The following is a 24,541-nucleotide window of genomic DNA, read 5'->3' on the forward strand; positions in this document are numbered from 1 at the left end:
GGCGCAGACGTTGCACTCAGCCACGCTGAGCCAGGAAGGCGACGTCGACGATCTCACCCGTACGAATCTGCTCGGCGCCACTGGGAACCACAACCAGGCAGTTGGCTTCGGCGAGCGTCGCCAACAAATGCGACGTTCCCGGGGCCCCGCCCAGCGCCTGCACGAGGTACTCACCGGTGTCCTGATCCCGCATCAGCTGACCGCGAAGATAACCCTTGCGCCCGGCCACCGACGTGATCGGCGACAGCGTGCGCGCCTGCACGATCCGGCGCATCGGCTGCCGCTTGCCCAGCGACAGCCGGATCAACGGCCGGACCATCACCTCGAAGACCACCAGCGCACTGACCGGATTGGCCGGCAGCAGAAACGTCGGCACGCCCTCTCGCCCCAGCTGCCCGAAGCCCTGGACGGATCCCGGATGCATGCCGACGCGGACCACCTCCATCTCGCCGAGCTCGGCCAGCACCGAGCGCACCGCCTCCGCGGCCGCGCCGCCGACCCCGCCGGCGATCACGACGATCTCGGCGCGATTGATCTGACCCTCGACGACCTCCCCCAGCTCTTTGGGGTCGTTGCTGACGATCCCGACGCGGTTGACCTCCGCGCCGGCATCCCGGCCCGCTGCCGCCAGTGCGTAGGAGTTGACGTCGTAGACCTGCCCGTTGCCCGGTGTCCGTGTGATGTCGACCAGCTCCCCGCCCACGGCCATCACCGACAACCGCGGGCGCGGGTGCACCAACACCCGGTCCCGGCCGACCGCCGCCAGCAGCCCCACCTGGGCCGCCCCGATGATCGTTCCGCCGCGCACGGCAACGTCGCCGGGCTGCACGTCGTCCCCGGCGCGGCGCACATAGGCGCCCGACGGCGCGCCGCGCAGAATCCGCACCCGCGAAGTTCCCCCGTCGGTCCACCGCAGCGGCAGGACCGTGTCGGCCAGCGTGGGCAGCGGGGCGCCAGTGTGCACCCGGACGGCCTGGCGCGGCTGCAGCCGGCTGGGGGTACGGGCGCCGGCTTCGATGGTTCCCATCACCGGCAGGACCAGCCCGTCGCGGACATCCTCGTCGGCGAGCGGCTCACCGGCATCGTCGACGCCCTCGGTACCCAGCTCGCCCACGCCCAGCACGTCGACGCTGCGCACCGCGTAGCCGTCGATCGCGGCCTGGTCGAACCCGGGCAGCGGCCGTTCGGTGACCACTTCTTCGGCGCACATCAATCCCTGCGCCTCGGCGATGGCGACCCGTATCGGACGCGGGGCCACCGCGGCGGCCGTTATCCGGGCCAGCTGCTCCTCCACAGAACGCACAAGCGCGCCTCTCTGCCCTCAAGCCTGACGGGACCGTGCGTCGCCGGGCCCGCTACTGCTCGGTCAGGCCCAATCGCGCCACCAACCACCGCCGCAATTCCGGGCCGTAGTCGTCACGATCCAATGCAAAGTCAACCGCAGCCTTGAGGTAGCCGCCGGGATTTCCCAAGTCGTGTCGAGATCCGCGATGCACGACGACATGGACGGGGTGGCCCTCTTTGATCAACAGCGCGATCGCGTCGGTCAGCTGCACCTCACCGCCGGCCCCGCGGTCGATGCGGTGCAGCGCATCGAAGACGGCACGGTCGAGCACATAGCGGCCGGCCGCGGCATACATCGACGGCGCGTCTTCGGGTTTGGGCTTCTCGACCATCCCGTTGACCTTCAACACGTCTGGGTTGTCCCCGGGGCCCGGCTCGACATCGAAAACGCCGTAGGCACTGATCTCTTCGGGCGTCACCTCGATGGCGCACAACACCGTACCGCCGTAGTCGGCGCGCACCTTCGACATCGTCTCCAGCACGCCGGTCGGCAGCACCAAGTCGTCGGGCAGCAACACCATGACGGCGTCCTCGTCGGCCGTCAGCGTGGGCTCCACGCAGCTGACGGCGTGTCCCAATCCGAGCGGCTCGGCCTGCACCACGGACTCGACCTTGATCAGCTGCGGCGCCCGACGCACCTTGTCCAGCATGGCTTTCTTGCCGCGCGCCTCGAGTGTGCCCTCCAGCACCAGGTCTTCGACGAAATGCGCGACGACGCCGTCCTTGCCCTCGGAGGTGATGATCACCAGGCGCTCGGCGCCGGCGCCGGCAGCCTCGGCCGCGACCAGCTCGATGCCGGGCGTGTCGACGACGGGCAGCAGCTCCTTGGGCACCGTTTTCGTCGCCGGCAGGAAGCGCGTGCCCAGGCCGGCCGCGGGGACGATCGCCGTGAACGGCACCGGGACTTCTGGGCGTGACATCGTTCAAACGATAGCCCCCACGGAGTCTGCGGCCTTGTTGTGGCGGCGCGACAGGCCGGGCTGTCATCGTTGAGCCATGGCGACCCCGGGCAAGGCCGCGTTGCGGCAACAGCTGCTGGCGGCCAGGGAGCAGGTTGCCGACGACGTTCGGGCCGCCGAGGCCCGGCTGCTCACCGAGCGGCTGGAGCCCGTGGTCAGCAATGGCAGCACCGTCTGCGCGTACGCGCCCGTGGGCACCGAGCCCGGGTCGATCGACATGCTGGACATGTTGGTGCGCCGGGGAGCGCGGGTGCTGCTGCCGATCGCGCGCACCACCGCCGACGGCACCCCGATGCGGCTGCGGTGGGGCGAATACCGGCCGGGCGCACTGGTTTCCGGCCGCTGGGGGCTACTCGAGCCGCGCGAGCCCTGGCTGCCGGAGTCGGCGCTGGCCGAGGCCGCCCTGGTTATCGTCCCGGCGCTGGCGGTCGACCGTCGGGGCGCGCGGCTGGGCCGCGGCCGCGGCTTCTATGACCGCTCGCTGGACGGCCGGAACCGGCAAGCGCAGCTGATCGCGATGGTGCGCGACACGGAGTTCGTCGACGAGTTGCCCGCCGAGCCGCACGACGTGCCGATGACCCACGTGATCACGCCTAACGGCGGTCTCGTCGCGCTGCCTCCCAGCAGGGAATGAGACACTTCACAGGGTGGTTCTAGCACTTGAGCATGTAGAGTGCTAACCAGGCTTACATTCACGGAGGTTACAAGTGCCGACCTACAGCTATGAATGCACCGAGTGCGGCAACCGCTTCGACATCGTGCAGGCCTTCACCGACGACGCGCTGACGACATGCGAGCAGTGCTCCGGACGGCTGCGCAAGCTGTTCAACTCCGTCGGCATCGTGTTCAAGGGCAGCGGCTTCTATCGCACCGACAGCCGCGAGGCCGGCCAGAAGGCGAAGGCTTCGACCAACGGCTCGTCCACCAGCGACTCCGGGTCGAGTTCGGCCTCGGGCGACAAGAACGGGTCGAGTTCGGCGTCGAGCGAGAAGAACGGCTCCAGCGTGAAGTCCAGCGCGAGCTCCACTGCGTCCACCGCGGCCGCCTCGACCTAACGGGTTATCCACAGCCGGGTTTCGCCGGCGCCATCGCGCTCGCGGCGCTGCGCCTAGCGTTGCCGCGTGGGCGAATCATCGCTGAATCCGACGCTATGGCGTCGCTTGTCGGCGTCGCTACGACCGGACTGGACCCGGACGGTGCTCGCGCGCCGCGTCGCCGCGGGCGGGCTCGTGGTACTGGCCGGCGTCGCGGCGCTACGTTCGAATCCAGACGGTGATCGCGTCGACGTCGTCGTGGCCTCCCGCGACCTCACCCCCGGCGCGGCACTAACCGCCGATGATCTCCGGCTCGAAAAGCGTTTGGCCACAACGGTTCCCGACGGATCCCAAGCCAACCTCGGAACCGTTGTTGGCGCGACGCTGGCCAGCCCGACACGACGGGGCGAGGTACTCACGGACGTTCGGGTGTTGGGCAGCCGGCTAGCGGAGTCGACGGCCGGTCCCGGCGCCCGCATCGTGCCGCTGCACCTGGCGGACGGTGCCCTGATCGACCTGCTGCGGGTCGGCGATGTCGTCGACGTGCTGACCGCCCCGGCGACCGACACATCGGCGGGGACTCCGGCCGTCACCAAAGTGGTAGCAACCGACGCCGTGGTCGTGCTCGTTTCTGCGAAGCAGAAGGTCCAGGCGGCGGACAGCGACCGCGTCGTGTTGGTTGCGCTGCCGGCTCGCGTAGCGAACGCGGTGGCAGGCTCGGCGCTGGGTCAAGCGGTAACCCTCACCCTGCACTGAGTGGCGTCTGGATCAGGCGGCTGAGTCCTGGGGGCTGGCACAGTACTTGCACTTGTGCGCGGCCTCGGGGATGTCGGACATGCACTCCTGGCATGCCTTGGTCGAGGGTTCCTCCCCGAACACCGTGACCCCACGGCGGGCCTGGATGTGCCTGTAGGGCACCACGATCATGAAATACACGGCCGTCATGAAGACGACGAAGTAGATGATCGCCGAGATGAACGATCCGATATCGAGGAAGGTCGCCTTGTTGCCTTCCTCGCCGAGCTGCCAACCCAATCCGAACTTCGTACCTGGCTGCACGGCCGCGACCAGCGGATTGATCACGCTGTCGGTGAAGGCCTTGACCAAATTCGAGAAGGCCAGGGCCACAACCAGACCGATGGCCACGGTGATCACGTCACCGCGCATCACAAAACTCTTGAACCCCTTGAACACGTGCACACCTCCCGTACTGCCCATTGCGGGGCAACATGACGCCGCCCGAAAAGACGGTACGTTCATTTGTGCGCTATCACACAGTGCCCCGACGATTGGTCATCAAAGGTTGACCGCGCCGTGACGCCGGCAAACGTAAACCCTCGGTCGAATCTTCTGCTCAACCGTGGTGTGGGGGCACGTTCTCACGCAACCACTGCTCATGCTCGTCGATGTCCGAGTCAGGCCGGTCCGTTGACCTCTCAGCCGATTCGGCGCCGAACATCGAGCCGTCCCCGTGCCGGTCGTGACCGGAGGGCCTGCTCGCCGCGGAACCTCGAGGCAACCGGTTAGATCTCCAGGCTCGACAGCTGCCCGATGATCTGCGCGGCAAGCGGATTCAGCGTCGCCATCCCGTCGCGCACCGCGTAACGGGAACCGGCGAGATTGACCACCAGCGTGCTTCCGGACACGCCGGCGAGCCCGCGTGACAACCCGGCGTCGATGATTCCCGCGGCGAGCCCCGAGGCGCGGATGGCCTCGGCGATGCCCAGGATCTCGCGGTCCAGGATGTCGCGGGTGGCCTCCGGCGCGACGTCGCGCGGCGTGACACCCGTGCCGCCGACCGAGACCACCAGGTCCACCCCGCCGATCACCGCCGTGTTCAGCGCGTTGCGGATCTCGACCTCGTCGGCCGCGACCGCCACCACACCGTCGACGACGAATCCCGCCTCGGTCAGCAGCTCGGTGACCAGCGGTCCGCTGTGATCCTCGTCCCCGTGGGCGGTGCGATCGTCGACCACCACGACCAGCGCCCGGCCGACTACCAACTCCGCACCCGTTTCCATGGGTGCCACCGTATATCCGAGCTCCGACAGCGGTTCATCGACTCTCATCACTGATCCGCCTTGCCGAGCGTGACCGGTACGGTGCGGCTGCCACCGCCGGGATCCTGGAAGGTCAGCGACACTTTGTCGCCCGGTGCCTTGGACCGCACGGCGGCGACTAAGGCGTCGGCGTTGTTGATCGGGCGGTCGTCGACCTTGGTCACGGTCACGCCCTTGGGCACTCCGGCGGTTGCGGCGGCGCCGCCCTGCACGACGTCGACGACCTTGGCGCCCGGGGTGGCCTTGTCACTGGTCACCTGGACGCCGAGCGAGGCATGGGTGGCCTTGCCGGTGCTGATCAACTCGTCGGCGATGCGCTTGGCCTGGTCGACCGGAATCGCGAAGCCAAGGCCGATCGATCCGCTCTGGGCGTCGGGTGAATCGGCGCCCAGGGTGGCGATCGCCGAGTTGACGCCGACCAGTTGACCCTGCATGTTGACCAGCGCGCCGCCGGAGTTACCCGGGTTGATCGCGGCGTCGGTCTGAATCGCGTCCAGCACCGTGTTCTGGTTGCCCGACTCGCCGGTCGTCGATACCGGCCGGTTCATCGCGCTGATGATTCCGGTGGTCACCGTGCCCGATAGGCCCAGCGGTGACCCGATCGCCACCACCGGCTGGCCTACCCTCAGGTCCGACGAGGAGCCCATCGAGATCGGTGTGAGCCCCGACGTGCCCTGCACCCGGATCACGGCGATGTCGCTGGTGGGATCGGCGCCGAGCACTGTGAACGGTGCGGTGCGGCCGTCCGAGAAGGTCACCGTCGTCTTGGGCGGCGGACCGGCCGGTCCCCCGGGCCCGCCGGGGGCGTTCGGCGGCTTGGCCGCCGCGGCGACGACGTGGTTGTTCGTCAGGATCAGCCCATCGGCCGACAGGACGATGCCGGAGCCCTCTTCGGAGGCGCGGCCCATGTCCGTCTCCAACATGACGACGCTGGGCACCACCTTGGCGGCGACCTGTTCGACGGTGCCGGGCGGCATGTTCGCGGCCGGGATGCTGGGCGCGGCCCCCGGGATCAGCCCGGTGCCGCCGCCGCTCGCGGTGTGCGTGCCCAGCTCGACGACCGTGGCGGCGGCGCCGCCGATACCCGCCGACACCACCGCGATCGCGACCGCCCCGACCGTCAATAGGCCCGCGCGCGAACGCTTCTGGGGTGGGGGTGGCATCGGGGGCAGCATCCCGATCGGGCCGGTAGCGCCGGGAATCGGACCCGCACCCGTCCCGCCGGGTATCCGACCCGGCCCGGTGCCGCCGGGTATGGGGCCCGGCCCGGTTCCGCCGAACGGTTCGTAGGGCTGACGGAACTGCGTGGTCTGCGTCGGCTGCGAAGGCTGCGAGGGCTGATAGCGCCAATCCAACTGCTGGTTGTACGGCGGCTGCTGCCCCTGGGCATAAGCGGGGGGCACAGGCTGATTAGGCGCGCGGTATCCCGGCTGCTGCGGCGGTGGCGAATACCTCGGGTCATTCGTCATGTCGCTAAGTCGCTCTTCCTCTAATTGGGCGTGTGTCGGCTCGACTTGGCTCGATTTCCAACAGTAACTGCAACTACCTTGCCTGCGCCGACTGAGAGTCCACTGAGATAACGTTCGCCGAACCCCGAGAGTTCGCGCCGTTGCCGGGGACCGTCACGGCGGAGTCGGTCGTGGCGTCGGAAGCGGGCGTGGGTTCCGTCGAAACCGGCATCGGCCGGCCAGGCAGCAGCACGTAAATCGATGTTCCCGGCGGCTGTCCTCCCGAAACCGTGTCTTCGACGCGCAGTAACCCGCCGTGGTTGAGAACCACCTTCTTGACGATCGCCAGTCCCAACCCCGAACCGGGCATCGCCCTTGCCGTCGTCGACCGGTAGAACCGCTCGAAGACCAGGCGACGCTCGTGCGGCGGGATCCCCGGCCCATGATCGGAGACCACGAGCTCGGCGTGCGACGGGTCCAGTTGGCGCATCGTGACACCGACATGACCGCCGGGCGGGCTCCACTTGGCCGCGTTGTCCATGAGGTTCAACGCCGCCCGTGACAGCCCGGCGGCATCGCCGTACACCTGCCACCCGATCACGTCGACGTCGAAGTGAATGTCGTTGCGCCGCCGCCTGACTCGCTCAAGGCTGCGATCGATGACCTCGGACATGTCGACGGTCTCGTGCACCACCTGGCCGGCGTCGTCCCGGGTCAGGTCCACCAAATCGCCCACCAGCGTGGACAATTCCTCGATCTGCGCGAGCACATCGGCCCGCAGATCGACCATCTCCTGCTCCGGCAGCCGCGGCGCCCCCGGTTCCATCGAGGCCATCAGCAGCTCGACGTTGGTGCGCAGCGAGGTCAGCGGGGTGCGCAATTCGTGGCCGGCGTCGGTGACCAACCGCGCCTGGCGTTCCCGCGACTCGGCCAACGCCCGCAGCATCAAGTTGAATGCCTCAGTGAGCCTTGCCAATTCGTCGCTGCCGAACACCGGGATGGGACGCAGGTCGTCGGTGCGTGCCACCCGCTCGGCCGCCTCGGTCAGCCGGGCCACCGGGCGCAGACCGGCGCGGGTGACCATTCCCCCGGCCACCGCGGCGACGGCGACACCGATCCCCCCGACGATCAGCAGCACCCACCGCAATTTGGTCATGACCGCTTCGGTCGGCTTGAGGCTCTTGGAGATCAGCAGCGAGCTGCCGTTGGGCAGGTGGATGGCCAGGATCCGTTGGTCGGAGGCGGTGCGCCGCGACATGAACAAATCACCGCGGATGACGGCCTTCTCGGCCGTGCCGACCGGTAGCGTCTGGCCGGGCTGGTTGGCGGTGTAGATCGAGTGGCCCGGGTTCACCAGCATCGCGTTGACATCGGAATAGGCGGTGCCCTCGATGGCCTTGCCGGGGTCGGCGGCCAGCGATCCGCTGGTGATCAGCAGCTGCGCGCGGCTCTCCAATTGGTTGTCGATGTCGCTGTAGAGCGCCGCCGAGATCACCGCGTACACGGCGCATGCCATCAGCACGACGACCATCGCTACCATCGCCATCGCCAGCAGCATCACCCGCCAACGCAAGGACAACGAGCTGGTCGCTCGTAGCGGTGCGCCCCGGCGGTGGTGGAACCGGACCATCAGGGCGGCGTCTCCCGCAGGACGTAGCCAACCCCGCGCACCGTGTGGATCAGACGCGGCTCACCGTCGGCTTCGGTTTTGCGCCGCAGATAGCCCACGTAGACCTCCAGCGCGTTGCCCGAGGTGGGGAAGTCGAATCCCCACACCTCCTCGAGGATGCGGCTGCGGGTGAGCACCCGGCGCGGATTGGCGATCAGCATTTCCAGCAAGGCGAATTCGGTGCGGGTCAGGCTGATTCGGCGTTGTCCGCGGGTGACCTCGCGGGTCAGCGGGTCCAGGGTCAGATCGGAGAACGTCATGGCAACCGACTCGGCGGCGTCGTCAGGCTTGGTCCGACGCAACAGCGCCCGCATGCGCGCCAACAGCTCTTCGAGAGCGAACGGCTTGGGCAGATAGTCATCGGCGCCGGCGTCCAGGCCGGCCACCCGCTCGGAGACCGAATCGCGCGCGGTGAGCACGAGGATGGGCAGGTCGTCACCGGTGCTGCGGAGTTGACGGCAGACCTCGAGACCGTCCAGCCGCGGCATCATCACATCCAGAACGAGCGCGTCGGGCCGGTCGCTGGCAATCATGTGCAGGGCTTCGACCCCGTCATGGGCCAACTCGACCGAGTATCCGTTGAACGACAGTGACCTGCGCAGCGACTCACGCACCGCGCGATCGTCGTCTACGACAAGAATCCGCACGGCAACTAGTTTCGTCCTAGCGTCTGAGAGCGGCCTGAGAGGCGCGCCGGTTTAGCCCGATCTCGTCACAGAGGTCACACCGGCATCTGCCCGGGAGGGGATGCCCTTTTTGCCCGCCTCAGCGCGACAACTGCGCTAGCCGCAGGAATTGTCGCTGTGAGGCGGGCGAATCGTGTGGCTGCCGGGCCAGATACGCATGTGGCAGCTGTGACGGCGCGACATTGGCGGTCGCGAAAACCCCTAGCGCCGGTCGAGGTCGATCAGACCCAGGCGGGCCGCCTTGAGCAGCCGACGGGGCAATTTGTGCTGCTGACCTGCCACCGTCACGCTCACGAGCTCGGTCTTGGTGGCCTTCCACTGCGCGCGGCGGCTTCGGGTGTTCGCGCGCGACATCCTGCGCTTGGGTGTGGCCATGGTCGGGCCTTACTCCTTGATCGGGGTTCGGGTCGGTCGGCCGAATGGCGACGATTGCCCATCAGAATAGTCGCTGGCCTGCTGGGCGCCAAAACGGCGGCCGCCGGAGCTTCCTGTCTTTCGGGAGCCGAGGCGGCCGGAGCATGCTGGTATTCACGCTGCTGTCGGCGTCCGGCTATGCTGACCTACCGGTTGGTTGGCTCGATCCCATCGAAGGGAGTGTGTGCATGGTCTCTCGCGCCGGCCCCGTCCGGATCGCGAACTGCTCGGGCTTCTACGGCGACCGGCTTTCGGCGATGCGCGAAATGCTCACCGGCGGCGACGTCGACTACCTGACCGGCGATTATCTGGCCGAGCTCACCATGCTCATCCTGGGCCGCGACCGGATGAAACACCCCGAACGCGGCTATGCGAAGACCTTCCTGACCCAACTCGAGGACTGCCTCGGCGAGGCCTGCGACCGCGGAGTGCGCATCGTCGCCAACGCCGGCGGCCTCAACCCCGCCGGGCTCGCCGACGCCGTCCGCGCGCTGGCCGAGCGCCTCGGCATCGCGGCCCGGGTCGCCCACGTCGAGGGCGACGACCTGCAGCCGCGCGCGGCCGAGCTGGGGCTGGGCACGCCGCTGACCGCCAACGCCTACCTGGGCGCGTGGGGCATCGCCGACTGCCTCGCCGACGGGGCCGACGTCGTGGTCACCGGGCGGGTCACCGACGCCTCGGTGATCGTCGGGGCCGCCGCCGCGCATTTCGGCTGGGGCCGCACCGACTACAACGAACTCGCCGGCGCCGTGGTGGCGGGCCACGTCATCGAGTGCGGCATCCAGGCCACCGGCGGCAACTACGCGTTCTTCACCGAAGTACCCGACCTGACCTACGCGGGCTTCCCCCTCGCCGAGGTCAACGCCGACGGGTCGTCGGTGATCACCAAACACCCGGGAACCGGGGGCCTGGTGAGCGTCGACACCGTCACCGCCCAGCTGCTCTACGAGATCACCGGCGCCCGCTACGCCAACCCCGACGTGACAGCCCGGATGGACAGCGTCGAACTGTCCGCCGACGGTCCCGACCGGGTGCGGATCAGCGGCGTGCTCGGCGAGCCACCGCCGCCCACGCTGAAGGTATCGCTGAACAGCATCGGCGGGTTCCGCAACACCATGACGTTCGTGCTGACCGGACTGGACATCGAGGCCAAGGCCGACTTGGTGCGTCGCCAGCTCGAGGCCGCGCTCACAGTCAAACCCGCCGAACTGGAATGGACCCTGGCCCGCACCGACCACGCCGATGCCGACACCGAGGAAGCCGCCAGCGCGTTGCTGCGCTGCGTCGTCCGCGACCCCGATCCCGCCAACGTCGGACGTCAGTTCTCTTCGGCCGCAGTGGAATTGGCGCTCGCCAGCTATCCGGGATTCACCGTGACCGCACCGCCGGGAGACGGCCAGGTCTACGGCGTCTTCACGCCCGGCTATGTCGACGCGGCCCAGGTGCCGCACATCGCGGTGCACGCCGACGGCAGTCGCACCGACATCGCCTGCGCCACTGAGACTTTGGAGCTGGCACCCGCGGATACCCCCCAGCTGCCCGACCGGTTGCCGGCCGGCCCGACGCGACGGGTGCCGCTGGGCCGCATCGCGGGGGCGCGCAGCGGCGACAAGGGCGGCTCGGCGAACGTCGGCGTCTGGGTGCGCACCGACGAACAGTGGCGCTGGCTGGCCAACACCCTGACCGTCGAACTGTTCAAGGACCTGCTGCCCGAGGCGGCCGACTTCGACGTCACCCGCCATGTGCTGCCCAACCTGCGCGCGGTCAACTTCGTCGTCGACGGCATCCTGGGCCAGGGGGTCGCCTACCAAGCGCGCTTCGATCCTCAGGCCAAAGGACTGGGCGAATGGCTGCGCAGCCGCTACGTCGACATCCCCGAAAGGCTGTTGTGAATATCTGGACCACGCCGGAGCGCGAACAATTGCGAAAGACGGTGCGCTCCTTCGCAGAACGCGAGATCCTGCCCAACGTCGACGAGTGGGAGCGCACTGGCGACCTGCCGCGCGAGCTACACCGTCGCGCCGGTGCGGCCGGCCTGCTGGGCGCCGGCTTTCCCGAGACGGTCGGGGGCGGAGGCGGGGACGGCGCCGACGCGGTGGTCATCTGCGAAGAAATGCATCAGGCCGGCACGCCCGGCGGCGTCTATGCGTCGCTGTTCACGTGCGGAATCGCGGTGCCGCACATGATCGCATCCGGCGACGAGCGGCTGATCGACGAGTTTGTCCGGCCTACCCTGGCCGGCGAGAAGATCGGATCGCTGGCCATCACCGAGCCCGGCGGCGGTTCGGATGTGGGGCACCTGCGAACCAGCGCCGTGTTGGACGGCGACCACTACGTGGTCAACGGGGCCAAGACCTACATCACCTCCGGAGTGCGCGCCGACTACGTCGTCACCGCGGTGCGCACCGGCGGTCCGGGCGCGGCCGGGGTCTCGCTGCTCCTGGTCGAGAAGGGCACACCCGGTTTCGAGGTAACCCGCAAGCTGGACAAGATGGGCTGGCGGTCCTCCGACACCGCCGAGCTGTCCTACACCGACGTGCGGGTGCCCCGGGCCAACCTGGTCGGCGCCGAGCACAGCGGATTCGCACAGATCGCCCAAGCGTTCGTCGCCGAGCGGATCGGCCTTGCCGCGCAGGCATATTCGAGCGCGCAGCGGTGTCTTGACCTGACCGTGCAGTGGTGCCGCGATCGGGAGACGTTCGGTCGCCCGCTGATATCGCGCCAGTCGGTGCAGAACACGCTGGCCGAGATGGCCCGGCGCATCGACGTCGCCCGCGTCTACTCACGCCACGTGGTCGAGCGCCAGTTGGCCGGCGAGACCAACCTGATTGCATCCGTGTGCTTCGCCAAGAACACGGCCGTCGAAGCCGGGGAATGGGTTGCCAACCAAGCCGTTCAGCTGTTCGGAGGCATGGGCTACATGGCCGAATCCGAAGTCGAACGCCAATACCGGGACATGAGGATCCTGGGCATCGGCGGCGGAACCACCGAAATCCTCACCGCACTGGCCGCCAAGACCCTGGGATTCCAATCATGACGGTGTTGAAGTCCACCCTCGATCCGAAGGCCGACACCTACGCCGAGGCGGCGGCGGCGGCGAACACAAAGCTCGTCGAAATCGAGGCCGAGCTCGCCAAAGCGCTTGGGGGCGGCGGGCCCAAGTACGTCGAGCGTCATCACGCCCGCGGCAAGCTGACCGCCCGGGAACGCATCGAGCTGCTCGTCGACCCGGACTCCCCGTTCCTGGAACTGAGCCCACTGGCCGCCTACGGCAGCGCCTTTCAGATCGGCGCCAGCACGGTCACCGGCATCGGCGCGGTGTCCGGCGTGGAGTGCATGATCGTCGCCAACGACCCGACGGTCAAAGGCGGCACCAGCAATCCGTGGACGCTGAAGAAGATCCTGCGGGCCAACCAGATTGCCTTCGAGAACCGCCTTCCCGTCATCTCGCTCGTCGAATCCGGCGGCGCGGACCTGCCCACGCAGAAGGAAATCTTCATCCCCGGCGGGCGGATGTTCCGGGATCTCACCCGGCTTTCGGCGGCCGGCATCCCCACCATCGCGCTGGTGTTCGGCAACTCCACCGCGGGCGGCGCCTACGTCCCCGGCATGTCCGACCACGTGGTCATGATCAAGGAGCGTTCGAAGGTCTTCCTGGCCGGTCCGCCGCTGGTGAAGATGGCCACCGGCGAGGAGTCCGACGACGAATCCCTGGGCGGTGCCGAAATGCATGCCCGCACATCGGGTTTGGCGGACTACTTCGCCGTCGACGAGCTGGACGCGCTGCGGATCGGGCGCCGCATCGTTGCCAGGCTCAATTGGGTCAAGCAGGGCCCGGCGCCCAGTCCCGTGACGGAGCCGCTGTTCGACGCCGAGGAGCTGATCGGCATCGTGCCGCCGGATCTGCGCATCCCCTTCGATCCGCGCGAGGTGATCGCCCGCATCGTCGACGGCTCCGAATTCGACGAATTCAAGGCCATGTACGGCTCGTCGCTGGTGACCGGCTGGGCGAGGCTGCACGGCTATCCGCTGGGCATCCTGGCCAACGCGCGCGGCGTGTTGTTCAGCGAGGAGTCGCAGAAGGCCACCCAGTTCATCCAGCTCGCCAACCGCTCGGACACGCCACTGTTGTTCCTGCACAACACCACCGGCTACATGGTGGGCAAGGACTACGAAGAAGGCGGCATGATCAAACACGGATCGATGATGATCAACGCCGTGTCGAATTCGACCGTCCCGCACATCTCGCTGCTGATCGGCGCGTCCTACGGCGCCGGGCACTACGGCATGTGCGGGCGGGCCTACGATCCCCGGTTCCTGTTCGCCTGGCCGAGCGCCAAGGCCGCGGTGATGGGCGGCGCCCAGCTCTCGGGTGTGCTGTCGATCGTGGCGCGCGCGGCCGCCCAGGCCCGCGGGGATCAGGTCGACGAGGAAGCCGATGCGGCCATGCGGGCCGCCGTCGAGGGGCAGATCGAGGCCGAGTCGCTGCCGTTAGTGCTGTCCGGGATGCTCTACGACGACGGCGTTATCGACCCGCGGGACACCCGCACGGTACTGGGAATGTGTTTGTCCGCCATCGCCAATGGCCCGATCAAAGGGACGTCGAACTTCGGCGTCTTCCGGATGTGAGCCTGATGGGAATCACTCGAGTGCTGGTCGCCAACCGCGGCGAGATCGCCCGGCGGGTCTTCGCCACCTGCCGGCGCCTCGGCCTGGGCACCGTCGCGGTCTACACCGATCCCGACGGCGCCGCCCCGCACGTCGCCGAGGCCGACGCGCGGGTACGGCTGTCCAAGACCAATGACTACCTCAACGCCGAAGCGATCATCGCCGCGGCCCGCGCCGCCGGCGCCGACGCCGTACACCCGGGGTACGGATTCCTTTCCGAGAACGCCGAATTCGCGGCCGCGGTGCAAGAGGCCGGCCTGACGTGGGTCGGGCCACCGGTGGACGCGGTGCGCGCGATGGGCTCCAAGATCGAGGCCAAGAAGCTGATGGCCGCCGCCGGCGTCCCGGTGCTCGACGAACTCGATCCCGACACCGTCACCGAGGACCAGCTGCCGGTGCTGGTCAAGGCGTCCGCCGGCGGCGGCGGCCGCGGCATGCGGGTGGTTCGCGAATTATCGTCGCTGCCAGGCGAAGTCGCCGCGGCGCAGCGTGAGGCGCAATCCGCGTTCGGCGACCCCACCGTCTTCTGCGAGCGCTACCTGCCCACCGGACACCACGTGGAGGTACAAGTCATCGCCGACACCCACGGCACCGTGTGGGCCGTCGGGGAACGGGAGTGCTCGATCCAGCGCCGCCACCAAAAGATCATCGAGGAGGCGCCGTCGCCGTTGGTCGAGCGCACACCGGGCATGCGCGCCAAGCTGTTCGACGCGGCGCGGCTGGCGGCCGGCGCCATCGGTTACACGGGCGCCGGGACGGTGGAGTTCCTCGCCGACGACGAGGGCGAGTTCTACTTCCTGGAGATGAACACCCGGCTGCAGGTCGAGCACCCGGTCACCGAAGAGACCACCGGGCTCGATCTGGTCGAGCTGCAGCTCGCGGTGGCCGACGGCGACCGCCTCGATGCCGAACCCCCGGCCGGCAAAGGGTATTCGATCGAGGCCCGGCTCTACGCCGAGGATCCCGCGCACGGCTGGCAGCCGCAGGCCGGGCTGGTGCACACCATCGACGTGCCCTCGGTCGCAGCCGAGTTCGGCTCGCTGCGACGGCGGACCGGGATCCGGCTGGACTCCGGCATCGTCGCCGGCTCGACGGTGTCGATCTACTACGACCCGATGCTGGCCAAAGTCATCTCCTATGCGCCGACGCGCCGGCAGTCCGCGTTGGTGCTCGCCGATGCGCTGGCCCGCGCCCGCCTGCACGGCCTGCGCACCAATCGCGAGCTGCTGGTGAACGTGCTTCGCCACCCGGCTTTTCTCGACGGCGCCACCGATACGGCGTTTTTCGACACGCACGGCCTGGCCGGGCTGTCCGCCCCGCTGGCCGACGACGCGACGGTCCGGTTGTCCGCGATCGCCGCCGCGCTCGCCGACGCCGCACACAATCGCGCGACGGCCGACGTGTTCGCCGCGGTCCCGAGCGGCTGGCGCAATCTGGCCTCCGGCTTCCAGGTCAAGAGCTACCGCGACGACGCTGACACCGAGCACCGGGTCGAATACCGGTTCACCAGAACCGGATTGGTGCTCGCCGGAGACGAGTCCGTGGCATTGGTGTCGGCGACGCAAAATGAAGTCGTGCTATCCGACGCCGCGGGTGTCGCCTGCAGTTTCGCGGTTGCGCGCTACGGCCACGACATCCACGTCGATTCCGCGCGCGGGCCCGTTCACTTAATCGCGCTGCCACGGTTCCCCGAACCCGGTTCGGCCGTCGAGCAGGGATCCCTCGTGGCGCCCATGCCCGGCAACGTCATCCGCCTCGGTGCCGCGGTCGGCGAGGCCGTCACCGCGGGTCAGCCGCTGATCTGGCTGGAGGCGATGAAGATGGAGCACACCATCACCGCACCGACCGACGGCGTGCTCACCCAGCTCGACGTCACGGCCGGTCAGCAAGTCGAAGTCGGCGCAGTCCTCGCGCGAGTCGAGGCGCCGTTCCAAGAAGGAGATCCAAAATGACCGATACCAGCTTCATCGAGAGCGAGGAGCGCCAGGCGCTGCGCAAGTCGGTGGCCGCGTGGGCGTCTGGCTACGGCGCCGAGTACTACCTGAAGAAGGCGCGCGCACACGAGCACACCGACGAGTTATGGTCCGAGGCAGGCAAACTCGGATTTCTCGGGGTGAACCTGCCCGAGGAGTACGGCGGTGGCGGCGCCGGTATGTACGAGCTGTCGCTAGTGATGGAGGAGATGGCCGCCGCAGGGAGCGCACTGCTGCTGATGGTGGTGTCGCCCGCCATCAACGGCACGATCATCAGCAAGTTCGGTACCGAGGAGCAAAAGAAGCGCTGGATTCCCGCCATCGCGGACGGCTCGTTGACGATGGCCTTCGCCATCACCGAACCGGATGCCGGATCCAACTCGCACAAGATCATCACCACCGCCCGTCGCGACGGTAGCGACTGGATTCTCAAGGGCCAGAAGGTCTTCATCTCCGGCATCGACCAGGCGCAGGCGGTGCTGGTGGTGGCTCGCACCGAGGAGGCCAAGACCGGCAAGCTGCGCCCGGCGCTGTTCGTGGTGCCCACCGATGCTCCCGGCTTCACCTATACCCCCATCGACATGGAGCTGATCAGCCCCGAACGGCAGTTCCAGGTCTTCCTCGACGATGTCCGGCTGCCGTCGGATGCGCTCGTCGGGGCCGAGGACGCCGCCATCGCACAGCTTTTCGCGGGCCTGAACCCCGAGCGGATCATGGGCGCGGCCAGCTCGGTGGGCATGGGGCGGTTCGCGCTGGAGAGGGCCGTGGACTACGTCAAGACCCGGCAGGTCTGGTCCACCCCGATCGGCGCGCACCAGGGGCTGTCACATCCGTTGGCGCAGTGCCACATTGAGGTCCAGCTCGCCAAGCTGATGATGCAGAAGGCGGCGACGCTCTACGACAGCGGCGACGACATGGGCGCGGCCGAGGCCGCCAATATGGCCAAATACGCTGCGGCCGAGGCGGCTACGCGCTCGGTCGACCAGGCCGTGCAATCGATGGGCGGCAACGGGCTGACGCAGGAATACGGCGTCGCCGCGATGCTGACATCCGCCCGGCTGGGCCGAATCGCCCCGATCAGTCGCGAGATGGTGTTGAACTTCGTCGCACAGACATCGCTGGGCCTGCCTCGGTCGTACTGATGGATGCCGTCGTCGAATACTCGGTCGACGGGCACGTCGCCCGGCTGACGCTGAACTCCCCGCACAACCGCAACGCGCTGTCGACGGCTCTGGTCGATCAACTGCATCGGGGACTCCGCGACGCTGCCGCGGACCCGCAAGTGCGGGTGGTCGTGCTGGGCCACACCGGTGGCACCTTCTGCGCCGGGGCAGACCTGAGCGAGGCCGGCGACGGGGATCCGTTCGAGTTGGCCGTGGGCCGGGCCCGCGAAATGACCGCGCTGATGCGCGCCATCGTCGAATCGCCGCTGCCGGTGATCGCCGCGATCAACGGGCACGTCCGGGCCGGCGGGTTCGGGCTCGTCGGCGCGTGCGACATCGCGGTCGCGGGTCCGCGCAGTACCTTCGCGCTGACCGAGGCGCGCATCGGGGTGGCGCCGGCGATCATCTCGCTGACGCTGCTGCCGAAGATGTCTTCGAGAGCCGCCGCCCGCTACTACCTCACCGGCGAGACGTTCGACGCCGCCGCGGCCGCGGAGATCGGGTTGATCACGATGGCGGCCGAGGACGTGGACGCCGCGGTAGCGAACTTGGTCGCCGACGTGAGCCGCGGCTCTCCACAGGGCCTCGCGGCGTCAAAGGCGTTGACGACGGCCGCCGTGCTGGAAGGGTTCGATCGCGACGCTGAGCGGCTCTGCGAGGAGTCGGCGCGGCTGTTCGTCTCCGACGAAGCGCGGGAAGGCATGCTCGCGTTCCTGCAGAAACGTCCGCCTCGTTGGGCAAACGTCTAACTACCAGCGGGGATGGGGGAACGGGCCTGACGATCGAGCGTGGCCTGGGAGGAAGGTTGCAGTTTAGCCAACCCACTTGCAGCAAAACTTCTACGTCGTACGCTCGTGGATGATGAGCAACCCAGCGCAGCCCGAAGCAAACGACACACGCGACCAATCGTCGCGGGCGGGCGACACCGATCGCATCCAGATCGCGCAGTTGCTCGCTTACGCCGCCGAACAGGGCCGCCTGCAGCTCAAGGACTACGAAGACCGCCTGACCAAGGCATACGCCGCGACCACGTACGAGGAGCTGGACCAGCTGCGGGCCGACCTGCCGGGTTCGACGATGATCCCGCGCCGGGGCAGCAAGCTCAATCCGGCGCCCTCCACCCTGCTGCTGGCGTTGATGAGCGGATTCGAGCGTCGCGGCCGATGGAATGTCCCGAAGAAGCTGACCACCTTCACCCTCTGGGGCAGCGGGGTCGTGGACTTGCGTTACGCCGACTTCACCTCAACCGAGGTCGACATTCACGCGATCTCGATCATGGGCGTGCAGAACTTCCTGCTGCCCCCCGAAGTCAACGTCGAAATCCACGGACGCGGCGTGATGGGTGGCTTCGACCGCGCCGTCCTGGGCCAGGGCACGCCGGGAGCGCCGAAGGTCAAGATTCGCGGCTGGTCGTTCTGGGGCGGCGTCGGCATCAGGCGTAAGGCCCGCCGGTCCCGCGGGTAGTCACGAAAGCCGTCAGCGACGGCGTCGGGATCGCAGGTAGTCGCCCACCACCGCGGCGCCCAGCCCGTCGAGATCGGGCACCACGACACGTCCCTCCACGCGCCGCGCGACCTGGTCGATAAACCGGGCCAGGCCGGGGTCGCTGCCCAGCCGGAAGATTGTGACTTGCGCGCCGAGCCGGGCCATCTCGTCGAACCCGCGCACGGTGTGCGCAATGGTCCGCGGATGCGGCGGATAGTCGAAAAACACCGCGGAAGACCCCTCACCGTCGAAGTCCTCCAGATGCGCGGTCGGCTCGCCGTCGGTCACCACCAGCACGACGGGCTGCGCGTTGGGGTGCCGGCGCAGGTGACGCCCGGCCAGCGCGAGTGCGTGATGCAGGTTGGTGCCCTGCTCGTAGACGCCTTCCAGGCCGGTCAGCTCCGCCGCGGTCACCGTCCGGGCGTACCGGCCAAACGCGATGATCTGCAACGCATCCGACCGAAACCGCGTGCATACCAGATGATTGAGCGCGAGCGCCGTCTGCTTCATCGGCAGCCAGCGGTTCTCCATCACCATCGAAAACGAAGTGTCCACCAACAGCGCCACCGCCGCCTGGGTGCGCGTTTCGGTCTCGGAGACTTCCACGTCGTCGACGGTTATCCGGATCGGTCCGGCCCCGTCCTCCAGCGTCGCGGTTCCCGCCTGCCGCAGCACCGCATTGGTCAGCGTGCGCGAGATGTTCCACGGCTCGGTGTCACCGAATTGCCAGGGCCGGGTGGCGCCGGTCAGCTCGCCGGCGGCCCCCGCCCGACGATGATCACGCTCACCATGCCGACCGGAAAGCTGTTGCGCCACATCGCGTAACGCCGTCTCGCCGAGCCTGCGCATGGCCTTCGGGGAAAGCCGCCACTGGCCATCGGAACCACGATCCAGGAAACCCTGGTTCACCAGCGCGCGTTCCAGTTCGGCGAGCGTTCGGGCGTCGACGGCGGCGTCGTCGCCAAGCTGACGGGCCAGCGCGTCGAGATCGACGTCGTCCATCGTGGCGCCCGGATAGCTCTGCGAAAGCTGCTCGGCCAGCTGCTCCAGCTCGGCGATGTCGGACAGCGCCTGAGTCCCCTCACCCATGCCGAACGGGTTGTCACCGGAGAACTGCTCGGAGCCGGTCCAGTCCTCCCCCGGCCGAGCGGCCTGCAGGTGCGCATCGAGCCGATTCAGCGCGTTCATCAACGACGGTGAACCAAATGCCTGCTGCGCCAAGGCATCCAGCTCGGCCCGCTGCTCGGGGCTCAGGCTGTTGCGGAAACGCTGCGCGGCGGCGGCGCGCTTGGCCAGCGAGTCCAGCAGCTCCTCGACATTGCGCGGGTTCTCCGGGAAGAATTCGCCGTGCTTGTCCATGAAGTCTTGGAAGTCCTGTTGCGTGTCCTCACCGCGGGCGTGCTTGTCCAGCAGCTCGTTGAGGTCATCCAGCATCTCGCTGACGCGCTGGCGATCCTCTTCGGTGGCGCCCTCCAGCGCCTGTTTCATACCCGCGAAGCGCTGGTCCAGCATCTCGCGGCCGAGCAAATCCTTGATCTGCTCGTACTTTTCGCGCGCCTCGGCGCTGCGCCAGTTGTAGTCGGAAAGCTCCTGAACAGCTTTGGCCGGCGAGGCCGGCAGCGAGTCCAGCTGCAGTTCGCCGAAGCGGGCGTCGTCGTCGAGCGCGCGGGCCAGCTCCTTGCGTTCGGCTAGCACGGCCTCGTCGAGCAGCTTTTTGATCTCCTGCAGCGTGCCGTCCAAGTTGTTGCGGCGCAACAGGTCCCGTCGTCTGCGGTTGGCCTCGGCCGCGAGCCGGTCGGCGCCGGGCATGTTCTTGGTGCCGCGGCGAAGCAGCTCGGACAGCGCGCGGCGCGGCGACGTGCCGGCCATGACATCCTGCCCGATCTGCTCGAGCGCCTCGCGCAGATCCACCGGCGGGGCCAGCGGGTCGGGCCCGCCGGTGTACGCCGAGTAGCGCGACGAGTGCCCTTTAGCCATAAACGGTTTGGCCCTCCCCGGACACCTTGTCGATCCGCTTGGCCAAGTACAGCGCCTCCAGCGCGAGTTCCAGTGCCGCGGCACGCTCGCCTTCGGATTCGGCGCCCAGCTTTTTCGCGATCTTGTCGACCACCGGCAGCCCCGGCACCGCCGCCAGCACGTCCTTGGCCGACACCCGCTCACCCGTCGTCACCGCCGAACCGGCCTCGACCGCGGCCACCAGCGAGCCGACGTCGATGCCGCCGAGGACCCGCGACGCGGTATCGGCGGTCGCGCGGCGCAACAGGTGTTCGAGCACCGCCTGTTCGCGGCCTTCCTCGCCGGACTCGAATTCCAGCTTGCCGCGCAGCACGTCGATCACCGTGCCGAGGTCGACCACGCGGGCCACGGGATCGGTCTCCCCCAGCACCGCGCCGCGATGCCGCGCGGCGGCCGCGACGGTCTCGGCCGCGGCGATCGCGAACCGCGCCGACACCCCCGAGCGCTGGTCGACCGAACTGGACTCGCGCAGGTAGCGGGCGAACCGGGCCATCACCTGGACCAGGTAGTCCGGGACCTGCGCGCTCAGGTGTGCCTCCTGGGTGATCACGCCCACCTCGGCCTCGAGCTCCAGCGGGTAATGCGTCCGGATCTCCGCGCCGAAGCGGTCCTTGAGCGGCGTGATGATGCGGCCTCGGTTGGTGTAGTCCTCGGGGTTCGCGCTGGCCACCACCAACACATCCAGCGGCAGGCGCAGCGTGTAGCCGCGGACCTGGATGTCGCGCTCCTCCATGACGTTGAGCATCGACACCTGGATGCGCTCGGCGAGATCGGGCAGTTCGTTGACCGCCACGATGCCGCGGTGGGCCCGCGGGATCAGCCCGTAGGCGATGGTCTCCGGGTCGCCGAGGCTGCGGCCCTCGGCCACCTTGATCGGGTCGATGTCACCGACCAGGTCGGCCACGCTGGTGTCGGGCGTGGCGAGCTTCTCGGTATAGCGTTCGCTGCGGTGCTTCCAGGCCACCGGCAGGTCGTCGCCGAGCGTGGCGGCCCGCCGGATCGACTCGGGTGTGATCGGCGTGTAGGGATGCTCACCCAATTCGGCACCGCCGATCACCGGTGTCCACTCGTCGAGCAGCCCGGCCAGCGCCCGCAACAACCGGGTTTTGCCCTGGCCGCGTTCGCCCAGCAGGACGAAGTCGTGGCCGGCGATCAGCGCCCGCTCCACCTGCGGCAAGACGGTGTCGTCGAAACCCAGGATGCCCGGCCAGACCTCATCGCCCTCGGCCAACGCGGTCAGCAGGTTCTCTCGGATTTCCTGCTTGACTCCGCGTTCACGATGGCCGCTTGCGCGCAGTTCGCCGACCGTGCGGGGCAGGTTATTCGGTGATGCCACCTCTCCAAGCTACGCGTTGGCCACCCGCATCACAGTGCGGGCGTTCAGTGAGCGAAGTGGCGCGCGCCGGTGAGGTACACGGTGACGCCGGCCTTGGCGGCGGCCTCGGTCACCTCGTCGTCGCGCACCGATCCCCCCGGATGCACTATCGCCTTGACCCCGGCGGCGGCCAGCGTCTCGAGCCCGTCGGGGAACGGAAAGAAGGCGTCGGACGCCGCGACCGCGCCCCGGACCCGGTCGCCGCCGCGGGCAACAGCCAGCCGCGCGGCGTCGACCCGGTTTACCTGACCCATCCCGACGCCGATGGTGGCGCCGTCCGCCGCGATCACGATCGCGTTTGACTTGACCGCGCGGCAGGTGCGCCACGCAAAGACCAAGTCGGTCAACGTCTCCGGGCCGGCCGGTGAGCCGGTCGCCAAAGTCCAGTTCGCGGGATTGTCACCGTGTGCATCCAGCTCGTCGCGCTGCTGCATCAGCAGCCCCCCGCTGACGGGCCGCAGCTCGGTCCCGCCGGTCAGCGGCTCGGAGGCCACCAGCACCCGGATGTTCTTCTTTCGTGTCAGCACGTCCAGGGCGCCCGGCGCATACGCGGGCGCGACGATCACCTCGGTGAAGATGGTGCTCACGTATTCCGCCATCTCGACGGTGACTTCGGAGTTCGACGCGATGACTCCCCCGAAGGCGCTCAGCGGATCGCACTCGTGCGCCTTGCGATGCGCATCCGCGACCGACACCGACGAGATGGCGATCCCACATGGGTTGGCGTGCTTGATGATTGCCACACACGTCTGTTCGTGGTCGAAGGCCGCCCGCCACGCCGCGTCGGCGTCGGTGAAGTTGTTGTAGGACATCTCTTTTCCGTGCAGCTGCTCCGCCTGCGCCAGGCCCGGCCAGGCGCCGGGGTCGCTGTAGAGCGCGGCCTGTTGGTGGGGGTTCTCGCCGTAGCGCAGCATCGCCGAACGGCGCCAGCCGCGAGCGAACCATTCGGGAAACGCCGTCGGTGGATGTTCGGGCGCCAGCGTCGACTCCATCCAGCTCGCGACGGCGATGTCGTACTCCGCGGTGTGCTGAAACGCCAGCGACGCCAGCTTTTTGCGCTCGGCGAGGCTGAATCCGCCATTGCGCACCGCGGCGAGCACCCCGTCGTATCCGAGTGGGTCGGTGACAACGGCCACGCTGGGATGGTTTTTCGCGGCCGCCCGGACCATCGACGGCCCGCCGATGTCGATCTGCTCGACGCATTCATCGATGCCGGCACCGGAGTCGACGGTCTGGCTGAACGGATAGAGGTTGACGACCACCAGTTCGAAGGCCGCGATCCCCAGCTGCTCGAGCGCCGCGGCGTGTTCGGGTTTGCGCAAGTCGGCCAGCAGGCCGGCGTGCACCCGTGGGTGCAGCGTCTTGACCCGGCCGTCGAGCACCTCCGGGAAGCCAGTCAGTTCCTCGACGGGTGTCACCGGAATGCCTTCGCCGGCAATGGTTTTGGCCGTTGATCCGGTCGAGACGATTTCGACGCCGGCCGCACTCAGCCCCCGGGCCAGGTCGGCCAACCCGGTCTTGTCGTAGACGCTGATCAGCGCGCGGCGAATCGGCCTTCTTGACTCATCGGTGCTTGCTGTGCTCATCCCAGGGTCGCCTTTCGTCCGATCCAGGTCACGCCGCGCGTCGCGATCGCGGCCACCACATCCACCAGCAGCTGCCGTTCGGTGACCTTGATGCGTTCGTGCAGTGTCTCTTCGGTGTCGCCGTCCAGCACCGGAACTGATTGCTGCGCCAATATCGGCCCGGTGTCGGTGCCGGCGTCCACCAGGTGCACCGTACAGCCTGTGACCCGTACGCCATAGGCCAGCGCTTCGGGTACCGCGTGCGCCCCGGGAAACGCCGGCAGCAGCGCCGGATGGGTATTGAGTATGCGACCGAGGTACCGCGAAAGAAACTGTGGTCCAAGTAGTTTCATGAATCCGGCGGACACGATCAGATCCGGCGCGTGCGCCGCGGCGGCCTCGGTGATGGCGGCGTCCCAGGCGTCGCGGTCTGAGTGATCGCCGAGCCGGACGGTGAACGTCGGCACGGACGCCGCCTGAGCGATCTCCAGCGCCAGGCAGTCGCGATCGGCACCGACGGCGACCACCCGAGCCGGATAGTCGCCGACCGCGGCGGCGAGTAGCGAGTTCAGAAGCGAACCGGTCCCCGATGCGAGCACCACGAGCCGAGCCGGTGCGCTCGGGGGCACGTGGAGCGGTTGCTGCACACCGGCGAGCCTACTGTCTTCGACCCCGCCGCCGA

Annotated in this window: 22 protein-coding genes; 10 read left to right on the forward strand and 12 right to left on the reverse strand. The window is 68.4% G+C overall.

What is annotated here, in order from left to right; translation table 11 throughout:
* Positions 1 to 16: 16 nt before the first annotated feature.
* Entirely contained in the window at positions 17 to 1,303 is a 1,287-nt protein-coding gene (gene glp / locus A5744_RS00160) for a gephyrin-like molybdotransferase Glp (RefSeq protein ID WP_076057582.1), read from the reverse strand.
* 52 nt (positions 1,304 to 1,355) lie between these two features.
* Positions 1,356 to 2,264, reverse strand: coding sequence for a UTP--glucose-1-phosphate uridylyltransferase (locus A5744_RS00165; protein WP_076057583.1), 909 nt, complete (start codon positions 2,262 to 2,264; stop codon positions 1,356 to 1,358).
* 76 nt (positions 2,265 to 2,340) lie between these two features.
* On the opposite strand from A5744_RS00165, the gene A5744_RS00170 reads away from it, so the two are divergent.
* From A5744_RS00170 to A5744_RS00180, 3 genes are all read left to right on the forward strand, one after another.
* On the forward strand, positions 2,341 to 2,937 hold the full coding sequence (locus A5744_RS00170; protein WP_076057584.1) for a 5-formyltetrahydrofolate cyclo-ligase: 597 nt from the start codon (positions 2,341 to 2,343) through the stop codon (positions 2,935 to 2,937).
* A gap of 73 nt (positions 2,938 to 3,010) precedes the next feature.
* A complete protein-coding gene (locus A5744_RS00175; RefSeq protein WP_076057585.1) occupies positions 3,011 to 3,358 on the forward strand; it encodes an FmdB family zinc ribbon protein in 348 nt (115 codons plus the stop codon).
* 66 nt (positions 3,359 to 3,424) lie between these two features.
* Positions 3,425 to 4,093: an SAF domain-containing protein gene (locus tag A5744_RS00180; RefSeq protein WP_076057586.1), complete on the forward strand. Its 669-nt coding sequence runs from the start codon at positions 3,425 to 3,427 to the stop codon at positions 4,091 to 4,093.
* A gap of 12 nt (positions 4,094 to 4,105) precedes the next feature.
* Here the strand turns inward: A5744_RS00180 and A5744_RS00185 are convergent, their stop codons facing one another.
* The 6 genes from A5744_RS00185 to rpmF all read right to left on the reverse strand — a co-directional run bounded on the left by A5744_RS00185 (position 4,106) and on the right by rpmF (position 9,575).
* Positions 4,106 to 4,531, reverse strand: a complete 426-nt coding sequence (locus tag A5744_RS00185; protein ID WP_076057632.1) for an MscL family protein — start codon at positions 4,529 to 4,531, stop codon at positions 4,106 to 4,108.
* 329 nt (positions 4,532 to 4,860) lie between these two features.
* Positions 4,861 to 5,406 (reverse strand): MogA/MoaB family molybdenum cofactor biosynthesis protein, encoded by a 546-nt coding sequence (locus tag A5744_RS00190; RefSeq protein ID WP_076057587.1) that lies wholly within the window; start codon positions 5,404 to 5,406, stop codon positions 4,861 to 4,863.
* Entirely contained in the window at positions 5,406 to 6,866 is a 1,461-nt protein-coding gene (locus A5744_RS00195; protein ID WP_076057588.1) for a trypsin-like peptidase domain-containing protein, read from the reverse strand. Before A5744_RS00195 ends, A5744_RS00190 begins: the two co-directional genes overlap by 1 nt.
* Before the next feature lie 73 nt (positions 6,867 to 6,939).
* Entirely contained in the window at positions 6,940 to 8,475 is a 1,536-nt protein-coding gene (locus A5744_RS00200; protein ID WP_076057589.1) for a HAMP domain-containing sensor histidine kinase, read from the reverse strand.
* Complete coding sequence (mprA, locus tag A5744_RS00205; RefSeq protein WP_076057590.1) at positions 8,475 to 9,161, reverse strand: two-component system response regulator MprA; 687 nt, start codon at positions 9,159 to 9,161, stop codon at positions 8,475 to 8,477. Before mprA ends, A5744_RS00200 begins: the two co-directional genes overlap by 1 nt.
* Positions 9,162 to 9,401: 240 nt before the next feature.
* A complete protein-coding gene (gene rpmF / locus A5744_RS00210; protein ID WP_076057591.1) occupies positions 9,402 to 9,575 on the reverse strand; it encodes a 50S ribosomal protein L32 in 174 nt (57 codons plus the stop codon).
* 227 nt (positions 9,576 to 9,802) lie between these two features.
* Between rpmF and A5744_RS00215 the strand changes: the two genes are divergently transcribed.
* From A5744_RS00215 to A5744_RS00245, 7 genes are all read left to right on the forward strand, one after another.
* The gene (locus A5744_RS00215) at positions 9,803 to 11,506 is read left to right on the forward strand and encodes an acyclic terpene utilization AtuA family protein (RefSeq protein ID WP_076057634.1); all 1,704 of its coding nucleotides are present in this window, start codon (positions 9,803 to 9,805) and stop codon (positions 11,504 to 11,506) included.
* Entirely contained in the window at positions 11,503 to 12,651 is a 1,149-nt protein-coding gene (locus tag A5744_RS00220; protein ID WP_076057592.1) for an acyl-CoA dehydrogenase family protein, read from the forward strand. The genes A5744_RS00215 and A5744_RS00220 overlap by 4 nt, the downstream gene beginning before the upstream one ends.
* 2 nt (positions 12,652 to 12,653) lie before the next feature.
* The gene (locus A5744_RS00225; RefSeq protein WP_139331178.1) at positions 12,654 to 14,243 is read left to right on the forward strand and encodes an acyl-CoA carboxylase subunit beta; all 1,590 of its coding nucleotides are present in this window, start codon (positions 12,654 to 12,656) and stop codon (positions 14,241 to 14,243) included.
* Between the two features lie 5 nt (positions 14,244 to 14,248).
* Entirely contained in the window at positions 14,249 to 16,234 is a 1,986-nt protein-coding gene (locus tag A5744_RS00230; RefSeq protein ID WP_076057633.1) for a biotin carboxylase N-terminal domain-containing protein, read from the forward strand.
* The gene (locus tag A5744_RS00235) at positions 16,231 to 17,397 is read left to right on the forward strand and encodes an acyl-CoA dehydrogenase family protein (RefSeq protein WP_076057594.1); all 1,167 of its coding nucleotides are present in this window, start codon (positions 16,231 to 16,233) and stop codon (positions 17,395 to 17,397) included. The genes A5744_RS00230 and A5744_RS00235 overlap by 4 nt, the downstream gene beginning before the upstream one ends.
* Positions 17,397 to 18,167: an enoyl-CoA hydratase family protein gene (locus tag A5744_RS00240; RefSeq protein WP_076057595.1), complete on the forward strand. Its 771-nt coding sequence runs from the start codon at positions 17,397 to 17,399 to the stop codon at positions 18,165 to 18,167. The genes A5744_RS00235 and A5744_RS00240 overlap by 1 nt, the downstream gene beginning before the upstream one ends.
* A gap of 112 nt (positions 18,168 to 18,279) precedes the next feature.
* A complete protein-coding gene (locus tag A5744_RS00245; protein WP_170874387.1) occupies positions 18,280 to 18,882 on the forward strand; it encodes a DUF1707 domain-containing protein in 603 nt (200 codons plus the stop codon).
* A 12-nt stretch (positions 18,883 to 18,894) separates the two neighbouring features.
* Here the strand turns inward: A5744_RS00245 and A5744_RS00250 are convergent, their stop codons facing one another.
* From A5744_RS00250 to purN, 4 genes are read right to left on the reverse strand one after another with little or no spacing between them, the layout of a single operon-like run.
* Positions 18,895 to 20,880 (reverse strand): VWA domain-containing protein, encoded by a 1,986-nt coding sequence (locus tag A5744_RS00250; RefSeq protein WP_076057596.1) that lies wholly within the window; start codon positions 20,878 to 20,880, stop codon positions 18,895 to 18,897.
* Complete coding sequence (locus A5744_RS00255; protein ID WP_076057597.1) at positions 20,873 to 22,255, reverse strand: sigma 54-interacting transcriptional regulator; 1,383 nt, start codon at positions 22,253 to 22,255, stop codon at positions 20,873 to 20,875. Before A5744_RS00255 ends, A5744_RS00250 begins: the two co-directional genes overlap by 8 nt.
* Positions 22,256 to 22,299: 44 nt before the next feature.
* Entirely contained in the window at positions 22,300 to 23,880 is a 1,581-nt protein-coding gene (gene purH / locus A5744_RS00260; protein WP_076057598.1) for a bifunctional phosphoribosylaminoimidazolecarboxamide formyltransferase/IMP cyclohydrolase, read from the reverse strand.
* A complete protein-coding gene (gene purN, locus A5744_RS00265; RefSeq protein WP_076057599.1) occupies positions 23,877 to 24,506 on the reverse strand; it encodes a phosphoribosylglycinamide formyltransferase in 630 nt (209 codons plus the stop codon). Before purN ends, purH begins: the two co-directional genes overlap by 4 nt.
* Between the last annotated feature and the right edge of the window lie 35 nt (positions 24,507 to 24,541).

Origin of the sequence: Mycobacterium sp. IS-1264, assembly GCF_001954195.1 — a bacterium.
Taxonomy (GTDB): Bacteria; Actinomycetota; Actinomycetes; order Mycobacteriales; family Mycobacteriaceae; genus Mycobacterium.